The organism is Pseudomonas sp. IT-232MI5, from assembly GCF_949767845.1.
In the GTDB taxonomy this organism is placed as follows: domain Bacteria; phylum Pseudomonadota; class Gammaproteobacteria; order Pseudomonadales; family Pseudomonadaceae; genus Aquipseudomonas.
On the sequence record NZ_CATKQE010000061.1, the window covers coordinates 183,461 to 195,707 of the forward strand.

The window sequence follows — 12,247 nt, forward strand, 5'->3', positions numbered from 1 at the left end:
GCTATGAGCGAAGATCGATCGAGCAACGGGCAGAAGTCATGGCTGGGCAAACTGACCCAGGCTTTTGCCCACGAGCCGAAGAACCGTCAGGAGCTGCTTGAGCTACTGCGTGATGCACATCAGAACAAACTGCTGGACAGCGAAGCGCTGGCCATCGTCGAAGGTGCCATTCAGGTGGCTGACCTGCAAGTACGCGACATCATGGTGCCGCGCTCGCAGATGATCAGCATCAAGGCGACCCAGACACCGCGTGAATTTCTCCCGGCCGTGGTCGACTCGGCCCACTCGCGCTATCCGGTCATTGGTGAAAGCCATGACGACGTGATGGGCGTGCTGCTGGCCAAGGATCTGCTGCCGCTGATCCTCAAGGAGAACGGCGACAGCTTCAACATCAAGGATCTGCTGCGCCCGGCCACCTTCGTGCCGGAATCCAAGCGTCTGAACGTGTTGCTGCGAGAATTCCGCGCCAACCACAATCATATGGCCATCGTCATCGACGAATACGGTGGTGTGGCCGGCCTGGTAACGATTGAAGACGTGCTGGAACAGATCGTTGGCGACATCGAAGACGAGCACGACGTCGAAGAAGACAGCTATATCAAGCCACTGCCCAGCGGTGACTTCCTGATCAAGGCCCTGACCCCGATCGAGAACTTCAACGAGTTCTTCGACAGCGAGTTCTCCGATGACGAATTCGACACCGTCGGCGGTCTGGTGATGAGCGCGTTCGGGCACTTGCCAAAACGCAACGAAATCACTGAAATCGGCGCCTATCGTTTCCGCATCCTGAACGCCGACAGCCGTCGGATTCATTTGCTGCGACTGACGCCAATTGCTCGTTAATCCTAAGGACTGAAATGCGCTGGACAACCCGCCCCGGCTGGCCCGGTAACCTGCTGGCCGTGGCGGCCGGTGCAATCACCACCTTCGCTCTGGCACCTTTCAACATCTGGCCGCTGGCTTTGCTGGCGGTCGGCTTGTTCTATGCCGGTTTGCGCGAGCTGAGCCCGCGTCAGGCGCTGGGCCGAGGCTGGTGTTTCGGTTTCGGCCTGTTCGGCGCCGGTACCAGCTGGATCTATTACAGCATTCATCATTTCGGCGGCGCTTCGGTGCTGCTGGCCGGGTTCCTGATGCTGCTGTTTACGGCGGCGATTGCCTGGTTCTTCGCCCTGCCCGCCTGGTTATGGGCACGCTGGTTGCGCCGTAACGAGGCGCCGGTGGCCGATGCCTTGGCATTTGCTGCATTGTGGGTCGGCCAGGAAGCATTTCGTGGTTGGTTCCTCACCGGTTTCCCGTGGCTGTACTCAGGTTACAGCCAGCTCGACGGCCCATTGTCCGGACTCGCGCCAGTCGGTGGCATGTGGCTGGTGTCGTTCGTACTGGCGTTGACTGCGGCGCTGATTTACAACGCGCCGCGTCTGTTGCAAACCGGCCGCAAAGGTTTTGTCGTTGCCGGTCTGGTGCTGCTGGTTGGCCCTTGGGTGGCCGGCATTGCGCTCAAGGGCCATGCCTGGACAAGTCCGTCCGGCGCGCCGCTGAGTGTTGCCGCGATTCAAGGCAACGTCGCACAAAGCATGAAATGGGACCCGGCCGAGCTCAACGCGCAGCTGGCCCTGTACCGCGATTTGAGTTTCCGTTCGAAACCGGTGGACCTGCTGATCTGGCCGGAAACCGCCGTGCCCGTGCTCAAGGAGTCCGCCGAGGGCTACCTGAACATGATGGGCACCTTCGCCGCCGAGCGTAAATCGGCGCTGATCACCGGCGTACCGATTCGCGAAACCGTTCGTCATGAAAAACGCTTCTTCAACGGTATTACCGTGGTCGGCGAAGGCGACGGTACTTATCTGAAACAGAAACTGGTGCCCTTCGGCGAATACGTGCCACTGCAGGATGTATTGCGCGGGCTGATCGCCTTCTTCGACCTGCCAATGTCCGACTTTGCCCGTGGCCCGGCGGATCAGGCACTGTTGCAGGCCAAGGGTTATCAGATCGCACCGTTTATCTGCTACGAAGTGGTGTATCCGGAGTTTGCCGCCAGCCTGTCGGCGCGCAGTGATCTGCTGCTGACGATCAGTAACGACACTTGGTTCGGCACCTCGATTGGCCCGCTGCAACATCTGCAGATGGCGCAGATGCGCGCACTTGAGGCCGGGCGCTGGATGATCCGCGCGACCAACAACGGCGTGACCGGGTTGATCAATCCGTTCGGTCAGATCACCGAGCAGATTCCGCAGTTTGAACAGGGCATTCTGTACGGCGAAGTGGTGCCGATGCATAACCTGACGCCGTACCTGCAATGGCGTTCGTGGCCATTGATCATCCTGTGCGTGCTGTTGTTTGGCTGGGCACTGATGGCCAGCCGGATGTCGAAAACCCTTTAAAGCAAAAGATCGCAGCCTGCGGCAGCTCCTACAGGGAAAACGCAAATCCCAATCTAGGAGCTGCCGCAGGCTGCGATCTTTTGATCTTCAGCGATAAAACAACGAATACCCCACCTGCCCCACCGCTTCATTCAACAGTTGCCCGCTCTGCCAGATCGACTTGAACTCCGGAAGCCAGCCACCAAACGGTCTTGCGTTATCCGTGCCCAAAAAGCCCACCGGCGCCGGCACCACTTCAAATCCTGCCTGTTCAAAACTCCAGACTGATCGCGGCATGTGCCAAGCCTGCGTCACCACAACCACGCGCTTGATCCCCTGCGGCAATAGAATGTCAGCGCTGAACTTGGCGTTTTCCCACGTCGTACGACTCTCGCCTTCCTGCCAACGCACCATCACGCCAAAATCGTCGCGCAATGAATCCGACATCAATTTCGCCTCGGTCGGCGGTGTACCGTAATGCAAGCCACCCGTGGTCAGAATCGGCAAACCGGACGCTTTCGCCAGCCGCGCCGCGTAACGTTGACGCTCAAGCCCCACGCCGGTCGGCTGATCCTCACCCCAGGCCAGATCGCCGCGCTCGCGCCCGGAGCCCAGCACCACAATCGCGTCCGCGCGCTGCGCCAGCGTCGCCCATTCTTCACGTGCCAGCGGCGGCTCGCGCTCCAGCGCTTTGGCGCCCCATTGCACGACGACAGGCAGGCTCATGAGCCACAACCCGCCAAAACCAAGGGCAAAACACACGCCAGCCAGTCGCGGCCGTGAGCGGCGTAACCACCACGCAGCCAGCAACAGCAGCAAAAGAATGCCGGGCGGCAATAAAAGTTGTTTGATGAAATAACGAAAGGGCATCGAGCATCTCCAGAGATGCCCGAAGCCTAAGAGTGTTAATAAAGCGTTACAACCAATAGGTGGGATCCTGTTGAAAAAGATCCGGTTCTTGACCTGCCATGCGCTTACTTGGCCTGCAAAGCACGTACTTTGACGGTGTCTCTGCCGGGCGCCTTGTCCTTGAGCCAGATGACCTTGGCCGAATGTGCTGCATCGAGCTGCTTCACTGCCTGTGACAGGCATCCATGCGATTCACGTTCACTGCGATCCAGATAGGCCTTGACCAGTTTGAACTCGGCGGGGCTCAAGCCACGCAATTCCAGTTCCAGGGGGCGCTCGTCGCGCAGCCGGTCAGCGGTTTTTACAGCGTCCAGGGCCATCCCCAGACGATCGATCAACCTTTCGTACAACTCGGGTTTCGTCACGTTTTTTTGCCGTTGCTCCACCATCCCTCACCTCATTGAAGATAAGACTCACTCCCCAGTTAGAGCTTAGCTTCGCTGCACAAACCGGCTGCACGCCGCGACCAACGGCCCTCGCCAAGGATTGACCGGGCCAAACTGCTGTAATCAGGGTTTCCCTAGGCCAAGCGCGGTCATGTATGCTACGGCGCTTCCTGTAATTCCACTTCCAGCTCGTCCGGGCCAACCCCGGAACCTGCGTTGAAGAGGATTAGGCCACCCCTATCCAGTACAAAAGTAGCCATGCACGAACAATATCAGCCCCGTGAAATCGAAGCCGCCGCCCAGTCGTTCTGGGACGAGCAAAAGTCCTTTGAAGTCAGTGAACAGCCAGGCAAGGAAACTTACTACTGCCTGTCGATGTTCCCTTACCCCAGCGGCAAGCTGCACATGGGGCACGTGCGCAACTACACCATCGGCGACGTGATCTCCCGCTACCAGCGCATGCTTGGCAAAAACGTTCTGCAACCAATGGGTTGGGACGCGTTCGGCATGCCGGCGGAAAACGCCGCGATGAAGAACAACGTCGCCCCGGCCAAGTGGACCTACGAAAACATCGCCTACATGAAAACCCAGCTGCGCAGCCTGGGCCTGGCGGTCGACTGGTCGCGCGAAGTCACCACTTGCAAACCGGATTACTACCGCTGGGAACAATGGCTGTTCACTCGCCTGTTCGAAAAAGGCGTGATCTACCGTAAAAACGGCACCGTGAACTGGGACCCGATCGACCAGACCGTTCTGGCCAACGAGCAGGTAATCGACGGTCGCGGCTGGCGTTCCGGCGCGCTGATCGAAAAGCGCGAAATCCCGATGTACTACTTCAAGATCACCGCTTACGCGGATGAGCTGCTGGAGAGCCTCGACGAACTGACTGGCTGGCCTGAACAGGTCAAGACCATGCAGCGCAACTGGATCGGCAAATCCCGTGGCATGGAAGTGCAGTTCCCGTACAACGTCGACTCGATCGGCGAAGCCGGTACCCTCAAAGTCTTCACCACCCGTCCGGACACCCTGATGGGCGCGACCTATGTCGCCGTGGCTGCCGAGCACCCACTAGCCACCCTGGCCGCGAAAAACAACTCCGAGCTGCAAGCGTTCATCGCTGAATGCAAGGGCGGCAGCGTGGCTGAAGCCGACGTCGCCACTCAAGAGAAAAAAGGCCTGCCGACCGGCCTGTTCGTCGAGCACCCACTGACCGGTGAAAAACTCCCGGTGTGGGTCGCCAACTACGTGCTGATGCACTACGGCGACGGCGCTGTAATGGCCGTGCCGGCGCACGACGAGCGCGATTTCGAATTCGCTCACAAGTACAACCTGCCGGTTAAATCGGTCGTACGTACCAGCTCCGGCGACAGCAACCCGGCCCCGTGGCAAGACGCCTACGGCGAGCACGGCACGCTGATCAACTCCGGTGAGTTCGACGGTCTCGACTTCGCGGGCGCGTTCGACGCCATGGAAGTCGCCCTGATCAAGAAAGAACTGGGCGCCTCGCGCACTCAGTTCCGCCTGCGCGACTGGGGCATCAGCCGTCAGCGCTACTGGGGCTGCCCGATCCCGATCATCCACTGCGATGCCTGCGGTGACGTGCCGGTGCCGGAAGATCAACTGCCTGTCGTCCTGCCGGAAGACGTGGTGCCGGACGGCGCCGGTTCGCCGCTGGCACGCATGCCTGAGTTTTACGAGTGCAGTTGCCCGAAATGCGGCCAGCCTGCCAAGCGCGAAACCGACACCATGGACACCTTCGTCGAGTCGTCGTGGTACTACGCCCGTTACGCCTCGCCGCACTTTGAAGGCGGCCTGGTGGAAAAATCCGCAGCCGATCACTGGCTGCCGGTCGATCAGTACATCGGCGGTATCGAACACGCGATTCTGCACCTGCTCTACGCGCGCTTCTTCCACAAACTGATGCGTGACGAAGGTCTGGTCAGCTCCAACGAGCCGTTCAAGAACCTGCTGACCCAAGGCATGGTGATCGCCGAAACCTACTACCGTCGCGAAGCCAATGGTGCTTACACCTGGTTCAACCCGGCGGACGTAGAACTCGAGCGCGACAGCAAAGCCAAGGTCATCAGCGCCAAACTGAAATCCGACGGTCTGCCGGTGGAAATCGGTGGCACCGAGAAAATGGCCAAGTCAAAAAACAACGGCGTCGACCCACAGTCGATGATCGATCAGTTCGGCGCCGATACCTGCCGCCTGTTCATGATGTTCGCTTCGCCGCCAGACATGAGCGCCGAGTGGTCCGATTCCGGTGTTGAAGGCTCGCACCGCTTCCTCAAGCGCGTCTGGCGTCTGGCGCAAGCCCACGTGACACAGGGCTTGCCGGGCAAACTGGACATCGCCAGCCTGAACGACGAACAAAAAGCCGTTCGCCGCGCGATCCATCTGGCCATCAAGCAGGCCAGCCACGACGTCGGCCAGAACCACAAATTCAACACCGCCATCGCTCAGGTGATGACGCTGATGAACGTGCTGGAAAAAGCCGCACAAGGCACCGAGCAGGATCGCGCGCTGGTTCACGAAGGCCTGGAAGCCGTGACGCTGTTGCTCGCACCGATCACGCCGCACATCAGCCACAACCTGTGGAATCAACTGGGTCACGCCGACGCAGTGATCGACGCCGGTTGGCCAGCAGTGGACGAAAGCGCCTTGGTGCAAGACAGCCTGACCCTGGTTATCCAGGTCAACGGCAAGCTGCGTGGCCAGATCGACATGCCAGCCAGCGCAACCCGTGAAGAAGTGGAAGCGGCAGCACGCGCCAACGAAAACGTACTGCGTTTCGTCGACGGTCTGACCATTCGTAAAGTGATCGTAGTGCCCGGGAAACTGGTCAATATCGTCGCCAGCTAATTGGATCGGGCGTCAGGTTCGCCTGGCGCCAAGTAAAACCTTTCGGGCCGCTCGATCGGCCCACCTGGTTTCAAGGGGAGCAACACAATGATCAAACGCAATCTGCTGGTGATGGGCCTCGCCGTTCTCTTGAGCGCCTGCGGTTTCCAGCTGCGCGGCACCGGCACCAACGAGCTGTCAATCAAGGAACTTGATCTGAGCGCCCGCAACGCCTACGGCGAGACGGTCACGCAACTGCGTCAGGTCCTGGAGTCGAGCGGCGTCAAGGTTTACAGCGGCGCTCCGTACAAGCTGTTCCTGGCTGACGAGCAGGAAAGCCAGCGCATCCTCAGCTACGCCGGTGCCGGCCGTACGGGCGAATATCAGGTCAATACAGTCCTGAACTACGAGATCCGTGGCGACAAGAACCTGCAACTGCTGAGCGACAAGCTGGAAGTGCAGAAAGTGTTCATTCACGACGGTAACAACCTCGTGGGCTCCGATCAGGAAGCCAACGACGCCCGCCGCGAAACCCGCCGCGAACTGGTTCAGCGCATGATGCTGCGTCTGCAGCAACTGACGCCGGGCCAACTGCAACAACTGCAGCAAGCGGCCAATGATCGCGCCAAGGCAGAAGCCGATGCACTGCAAGCGGCGCAAAAGGCTGAAGCGGAAACCCCGCGTCAGTCGCCGCTCGAAATACCGCAGCAGTAAGACGTTCGGGGCGCTCAGGCGCCCCGTTCGACCTTTCTTATGAAGCTCGCTCCCGCCCAACTCGGTAAACACCTGCAAGGTGCTCTCGGCCCCGTCTACATCATCAGCGGCGATGACCCGCTGTTGTGTCAGGAAGCCGCCGACGCCATCCGCAGTGCTGCGCGCCAGCAAGGTTTCGACGAACGCCAGGTCTTTGCCGCCGACGCCAATTTCGATTGGGGCACGTTGTTGCAGGCCGGCGCCAGCATGTCGTTGTTCGCAGAAAAGCGTCTGCTGGAACTGCGCCTGCCTTCGGGCAAGCCTGGTGACAAGGGCGCTGCCGCACTCATCGAATATTGCTCGCGTCCGGCTGAAGACACTGTGCTGCTGATCAGCTTGCCCAAACTCGATGGCAGCGCGCAGAAGACCAAGTGGGGCAAGGCGCTGGTTGAAGGCCAACAGACCCAGTTCATTCAGATCTGGCCGGTGGATGCCAATCAGCTGCCGAACTGGATTCGTCAGCGCTTGTCTCAGGCCGGATTGTCGGCCAGCCAGGACGCGGTCGAATTGATTGCTGCACGTGTCGAGGGCAACTTGCTCGCTGCCGCGCAGGAAATCGAAAAGCTCAAGTTGATGGCCGAGGGTGGCCAGATCACAGTCGAAACCGTGCAGGCCGCTGTGGCGGACAGTGCACGTTTTGACGTGTTCGGTTTGACCGACGCCGTGCTCAACGGCGAGCCGGCCCATGCCTTGCGCATGCTGGAAGGCTTGCGTGGTGAGGGTGTCGAGCCACCGGTGATTCTCTGGGCACTGGCGCGGGAGTTGCGTCTGCTGGCCAATATCTCGTTGCAGTACAGCCAGGGCACGCCGCTGGACAAGTGCTTCAGTCAGGCGAAACCGCCGGTCTGGGACAAGCGCAAACCGTTGATGAGCAAAGCCCTGCAACGCTACTCGGCACAACGCTGGGCGCAGTTGTTGCTTGAGGCTCAGCGTATTGACGCGCAGATCAAGGGCCAGGCTGCCGGGTCGCCGTGGATGAGCTTGAGTCGTCTGGCTCTATTGATGGCTGGCCAGCGACTTTCACTGCCTGCCGAATAAGATCAAAAGATCGCAACCTTCGGCAGCTCCTACACCAATCCCTGTAGGAGCTGCGGCACGCTGCAATCTTTTGATCTTGTTTCCTACAATGCACGCCTGCATTTGCACTATAGACAGATGCCCAACATCGGCAGATTATTTCCCCCGCAAAACCCACTCACTCGAGAGAACCCTCATGAGCAAAAAGCCATCGAAACATGGCCCCAACAAGGCCAAATCCATTGTCGCCCAACCCCTGTTCCGCAGCCGCCAGGAACGACCAATCAAGGGTAAAGGCAGCTACCGCCGCGAAGCCTTCCAGTCTGACAGCTGGGAGGCTTCTTACTTTCTGGCCGCTTAAAGCGCAGTACCCCCCGGTCATGTTAAGGTCTGCACCTGATTCGTTTTCCTGGAACTGTGCATGCCCCTAAGTCTTTCCCGTCGTTGGCCTGTTCGCCAACTGATCGCTGCCTCCAGCTTCATTCTGCTTGTCGCTTGTGCGGAAAAACCGACCGCAGCCGATGCGCAACCTCTTCAAGCCGCTCCTGTCGCCACGGCCCCAGCGATCATCCCGCCGGTAGTGCCGTCCGCCGACCCTCTCGATCTGCAGCCAACGCAGACCTTTGCCGAATGGCAGGCGAGCTTTCGCAAAGATGCCCTGGCCGCCGGGATTCGTGCCGAGCTGTTTGATCAGGCGTTTGCCAATGTCAGCTTCGACGCCAGTGTGATTCGTGCCGATCGCAGTCAGCCGGAGTTCTCCCGCCCGGTGTGGGAATACCTCGACGGCGCCCTGTCGCCACTGCGTGTGCGTAAAGGCCAGGCACTGATCAGTCAGTACGCCGATATTCTGCAAAGCATCGAACAGCGATATGGCGTCGACCGCCAGGCGCTGGTGTCGGTGTGGGGCATGGAAAGCAACTTCGGCCAGTTTCAGGGCAGCAAGTCGGTGATCAACTCGCTGGCCACCCTCGCCTACGAAGGCCGCCGCCCGGGCTTTGCTCATGCACAGCTGATCGCCGCCCTGCAGATCCTGCAACAAGGCGATATCACGCCGGAGAAGATGCTCGGTTCCTGGGCTGGCGCGATGGGTCAGACCCAGTTCATTCCGACCACCTACAACACTCATGCCGTGGACTTCGACGGTGACGGTCGCCGCGATATCTGGGGCAGCCCTGCTGACGCACTGGCATCGACCGCGCACTACCTGCAAAGCTCCGGCTGGCAGCGTGGTCAGCCGTGGGGGTTTGAAGTGCAGTTGCCGAGCAGCTTCAACTACACACTGGCTGATGGTGCGATTCGCAAGAGCGTCGCCGAATGGCGTCAGTTGGGCGTGACTCTGCCGAATGGCGGTCAGGTGCCAGCAGGCTCTGAACAGCTTTCTGCCGCACTGCTGCTGCCGGCTGGTTATCGTGGGCCGGCGTTCCTGATCCTCGACAACTTCCGCGCGATCCTCAAGTACAACAACTCCTCGTCGTACGCGCTGGCAGTGAGCCTGTTGTCCGAGCGTTTCAGCGGTGGCGGTTTGATCAACGGCAGTTGGCCGAAAGATGACCTGCCGCTGAGCCGCACCGAGCGTATGGAATTGCAGACATTGCTGAGCGCTCGCAATTACGATGCCGGCACAGCGGACGGGATCATCGGCGCCAATACGCGCAAAGCGATTCGCAGTGCCCAGCAGTCGTTTGGCTGGCCGGCGGATGGGTATCCGACGCACAAGTTGCTGGAAAGCCTGCGCAACCAATAAAGTAAAAATCAAAAGATCGCAGCCTTCGGCAGCTCCTACAGGGCAAATATCAATCCCCTGTAGGAGCTGCCGAAGGCTGCGATCTTTTTGCTTCACCCACACACTATCGGGTGACGACATCCTGCTCCAGCATCAACTCCTGCTTCCCCGCATCCAGCCGCACCAGCGCGCCCATTGGCAACGTCAGGTTCGGATCGCAATGCCCGCTGCGCCACCCCGACAACACCGGAATTCGTAAAGGCTCGAACGTCTGCTTGAGTAGGCGGTTCAGCGCTGCGACATCCACGCCGGCAATGTCCCCGACCAACACCCCCCGCAACTTCGCCAACTTGCCGGCCAGGCGCATCTGGGTCAGCAAGCGATCAATGCGATACAGCGGCTCGTTGATGTCCTCGATCAGCAGAATTACCCCCTCGACATCGATTTCGTAAGGCGTACCCAACGTCGCAGCGATCATCGCCAGATTACCGCCGAGCAATCGGCCGTGCGCGATACCAGGCTCGACAGTGGTCAACGGATACGCCACCGGATGGCTGAACACACTCCCCGCCTTCAATTGCCCACGCAGCATGGCGAAGAACGAAGTAACGGTCGGCGGCTCTTTGTCACCCAACAGGTCGGCGTTGAGCAGTGGCCCGTGAAAGGTCACAAATCCTGCGTATCGACTGATAGCCAGGTGCAGCGCGGTGATATCGCTGTAGCCGACGAACGGCTTGGCGTTGCGGCTCAGCAGGTCATAGTCGATGCGGTCGAGCAAGCGTGGCGTGCCGTAACCGCCGCGCAGGCAAATGATCGCATCGACCTCGGGATCAGCGAACGCTGCGTGCAGGTCACGCAGGCGTATATCGTCACTGCCGGCCAGATAGCCGTCCTTTTCATAAACACCGGGAAACACCTTCAGCCCATAACCACGGGCGCGCATCCATTGCAGCGCTTTCTCGGTGTCCAGAGCTCCGGGGCCCGCCGGCGCAATCACGCCGATCAACCCTTCCGAGGGCAGTGCAGGCACGGCTCTGTGTGGGCAAAGAGTATGGGTCGGTCGAACGGTCATCCTTGGATCTCCCTGTGAGTCATGCACACACAGTAGTCAGGAACGGCGGCAAACAGAAGAGGGTCGGCCACGCCGCAGGTTGCAGGAAAAATCAGCATCGAATGTAAGACGGGCAAAAAAATGCCCGCCGGGCGTTAAACCTCGGCGGGCAGTTTTTCATTCAGCGCCGGATCAGGAACCCAGCAGCTCAGCCTTGACCAACTTCGCTTGCTCGTCGGCATGGTACGAAGATCGCACCAGCGGGCCCGAGGCAACGTTCTTGAAGCCCATCTTGTAACCTTCCTCGGCGAACCAGGCGAAGGTGTCCGGGTGCACGAAACGCTGCACCGGCAAGTGGCTGCGCGACGGCTGCAGGTACTGGCCCAGGGTCAGCATGTCGATGTCGTGTTCGCGCATGCGTTTCATGACTTCGATGACTTCGTCGTCGGTCTCGCCCAGACCCAGCATCAGGCCGGATTTGGTCGGAATGTGCGGCATCATCTGCTTGAAGCGTTGCAGCAGGGTCAGCGACCACTGGTAATCCGAACCCGGACGCGCAGCCTTGTACAGACGTGGCACGGTTTCCAGGTTGTGGTTGAACACATCCGGCGGCTCGGCGGCGGTGATTTCCAGGGCGACGTCCATGCGGCCACGGTAGTCCGGAACCAGGGTTTCCAGCTGCACGTTCGGCGACAGTTTGCGGATTTCGCGGATGCAGTCGGCAAAGTGCTGGGCACCGCCGTCACGCAGGTCGTCGCGGTCAACCGAGGTGATCACCACGTACTTGAGCTTAAGGTCAGCGATGGCGATGGCCAGGCTTTCCGGCTCGTTGACGTCCAATGGCTTCGGACGGCCGTGGCCAACGTCGCAGAACGGGCAGCGACGGGTGCAGATGTCACCCATAATCATGAAGGTCGCGGTGCCACCGGAGAAGCACTCGCCGAGGTTCGGGCAGGACGCTTCTTCGCAGACGCTGTGCAGTTTGTGTTTGCGCAGCAGGCTCTTGATCCGGTCGACTTCCGGCGAAACCGGGATACGTACACGAATCCAGTCAGGTTTCTTCGGCAGCTCGGTGGTCGGAATGATCTTTACCGGGATGCGTGCAACCTTCTCGGCACCGCGCAGCTTGACGCCGGCTTCTACCTTGGGACGCGGGGCCGGGCGCTCGGTCACGTCGAGCGTCGGGATCATGGTTTGCACTGCA

General features: G+C 59.9%; 11 protein-coding genes. 7 read left to right on the forward strand and 4 right to left on the reverse strand.

The genetic code is table 11. From position 1 onward, the window contains the following. The first annotated feature begins 3 nt into the window (after nt 1-3). Together ACM6JQ_RS28785 and lnt are read left to right on the forward strand one after the other, a co-directional pair. Complete coding sequence (locus ACM6JQ_RS28785; protein ID WP_007909641.1) at nt 4-843, forward strand: HlyC/CorC family transporter; 840 nt, start codon at nt 4-6, stop codon at nt 841-843. Between the two features lie 14 nt (nt 844-857). Further along, nucleotides 858-2,381, forward strand: a complete 1,524-nt coding sequence (lnt, locus tag ACM6JQ_RS28790) for an apolipoprotein N-acyltransferase (protein WP_123375874.1) — start codon at nt 858-860, stop codon at nt 2,379-2,381. Between the two features lie 87 nt (nt 2,382-2,468). Here lnt and ACM6JQ_RS28795 read toward each other — a convergent pair whose 3' ends face one another. Continuing rightward, nucleotides 2,469-3,230, reverse strand: coding sequence for a YdcF family protein (locus ACM6JQ_RS28795; RefSeq protein WP_095114029.1), 762 nt, complete (start codon nt 3,228-3,230; stop codon nt 2,469-2,471). Nucleotides 3,231-3,334: 104 nt separating this feature from the next. Continuing rightward, entirely contained in the window at nt 3,335-3,658 is a 324-nt protein-coding gene (locus ACM6JQ_RS28800; RefSeq protein ID WP_007909621.1) for a hypothetical protein, read from the reverse strand. A 255-nt stretch (nt 3,659-3,913) separates the two neighbouring features. Between ACM6JQ_RS28800 and leuS the strand changes: the two genes are divergently transcribed. The 5 genes from leuS to ACM6JQ_RS28825 all read left to right on the forward strand — a co-directional run bounded on the left by leuS (nt 3,914) and on the right by ACM6JQ_RS28825 (nt 10,013). Next, nucleotides 3,914-6,520 carry a leucine--tRNA ligase gene (leuS, locus tag ACM6JQ_RS28805; RefSeq protein ID WP_414895084.1) on the forward strand — a complete coding sequence of 869 codons (2,607 nt, stop codon included), beginning with the start codon at nt 3,914-3,916 and terminating at the stop codon, nt 6,518-6,520. Nucleotides 6,521-6,607: 87 nt separating this feature from the next. Further along, entirely contained in the window at nt 6,608-7,213 is a 606-nt protein-coding gene (lptE, locus tag ACM6JQ_RS28810; protein WP_007909616.1) for an LPS assembly lipoprotein LptE, read from the forward strand. A gap of 39 nt (nt 7,214-7,252) precedes the next feature. After that, complete coding sequence (gene holA / locus ACM6JQ_RS28815; RefSeq protein ID WP_007909614.1) at nt 7,253-8,290, forward strand: DNA polymerase III subunit delta; 1,038 nt, start codon at nt 7,253-7,255, stop codon at nt 8,288-8,290. A gap of 175 nt (nt 8,291-8,465) precedes the next feature. Continuing rightward, nucleotides 8,466-8,630: an alternative ribosome rescue factor ArfA gene (gene arfA / locus ACM6JQ_RS28820; protein WP_007909612.1), complete on the forward strand. Its 165-nt coding sequence runs from the start codon at nt 8,466-8,468 to the stop codon at nt 8,628-8,630. Between the two features lie 60 nt (nt 8,631-8,690). Next, nucleotides 8,691-10,013 carry a lytic murein transglycosylase gene (locus ACM6JQ_RS28825; protein WP_007909611.1) on the forward strand — a complete coding sequence of 441 codons (1,323 nt, stop codon included), beginning with the start codon at nt 8,691-8,693 and terminating at the stop codon, nt 10,011-10,013. Nucleotides 10,014-10,116: 103 nt separating this feature from the next. On the opposite strand, the gene ACM6JQ_RS28830 is transcribed toward ACM6JQ_RS28825, so the two are convergent. Next, complete coding sequence (locus tag ACM6JQ_RS28830; protein WP_007909609.1) at nt 10,117-11,064, reverse strand: S66 peptidase family protein; 948 nt, start codon at nt 11,062-11,064, stop codon at nt 10,117-10,119. Nucleotides 11,065-11,235: 171 nt separating this feature from the next. Further along, entirely contained in the window at nt 11,236-12,234 is a 999-nt protein-coding gene (lipA, locus tag ACM6JQ_RS28835; RefSeq protein WP_162130178.1) for a lipoyl synthase, read from the reverse strand. Nucleotides 12,235-12,247 lie beyond the last annotated feature (13 nt).

Coding starts and splice junctions, on each gene's coding strand:
- lipA (WP_162130178.1), bottom strand. CDS start 12,234: ATGATCCCGACGCTCGACGTGACCGAGCGCCCGGCCCCGCGTCCCAAG.
- arfA (WP_007909612.1), top strand. CDS start 8,466: ATGAGCAAAAAGCCATCGAAACATGGCCCCAACAAGGCCAAATCCATT.
- ACM6JQ_RS28795 (WP_095114029.1), bottom strand. CDS start 3,230: ATGCCCTTTCGTTATTTCATCAAACAACTTTTATTGCCGCCCGGCATT.
- lnt (WP_123375874.1), top strand. CDS start 858: ATGCGCTGGACAACCCGCCCCGGCTGGCCCGGTAACCTGCTGGCCGTG.
- ACM6JQ_RS28800 (WP_007909621.1), bottom strand. CDS start 3,658: ATGGTGGAGCAACGGCAAAAAAACGTGACGAAACCCGAGTTGTACGAA.
- holA (WP_007909614.1), top strand. CDS start 7,253: ATGAAGCTCGCTCCCGCCCAACTCGGTAAACACCTGCAAGGTGCTCTC.
- lptE (WP_007909616.1), top strand. CDS start 6,608: ATGATCAAACGCAATCTGCTGGTGATGGGCCTCGCCGTTCTCTTGAGC.
- ACM6JQ_RS28785 (WP_007909641.1), top strand. CDS start 4: ATGAGCGAAGATCGATCGAGCAACGGGCAGAAGTCATGGCTGGGCAAA.
- ACM6JQ_RS28830 (WP_007909609.1), bottom strand. CDS start 11,064: ATGACCGTTCGACCGACCCATACTCTTTGCCCACACAGAGCCGTGCCT.
- ACM6JQ_RS28825 (WP_007909611.1), top strand. CDS start 8,691: ATGCCCCTAAGTCTTTCCCGTCGTTGGCCTGTTCGCCAACTGATCGCT.
- leuS (WP_414895084.1), top strand. CDS start 3,914: ATGCACGAACAATATCAGCCCCGTGAAATCGAAGCCGCCGCCCAGTCG.